Here is a 379-nt window from a genome sequence, read left to right as displayed (position 1 = left end):
TGGTCGCCCGCTTCGCCGACCCGACCATCGGCGAGATCCGCCTGGGCGGGGTGCCCTTGCAGTACGTCGACAACGACGAGCTCCGCCAGCGGCTGGTCGTCGTCAGCCAGGAGCCGTTCCTGTTCGACGAGACCATCGCAGTCAACGTCGGCTTCGCTCGGCCCGGGACGTCGCTGGCCGACATCGAGGCCGTGGTCGACCAGCTCGATCTGCGCGACTGGCTCGACACCCTGCCCGATGGCCTGCTCGCGGCGGTCGGCGAGCGCGGCGGCCAGCTCTCGGCCGGGGAGCGCCAGCTCATCGCCCTGATCCGTGCTGGGGTGGCCGATCCGGACGTGCTGGTGCTCGACGAGGCGACGTCGTCGGTCGATGGCCTCAC

Annotated in this window: 1 protein-coding gene; it reads left to right on the top strand. The window is 71.2% G+C overall.

Annotated elements, in window-relative coordinates:
- The coding region (locus I6F37_RS45230) for an ABC transporter ATP-binding protein (RefSeq protein ID WP_225155162.1) at positions 1-379 on the top strand (379 nt) is incomplete at both ends.

Origin of the sequence: Bradyrhizobium sp. NBAIM08 (assembly GCF_020193935.1) — a bacterium.
Taxonomy (GTDB): Bacteria; Pseudomonadota; Alphaproteobacteria; order Rhizobiales; family Xanthobacteraceae; genus Bradyrhizobium; species Bradyrhizobium yuanmingense.
This window is presented reverse-complemented; position numbering and strand designations above follow the sequence as displayed.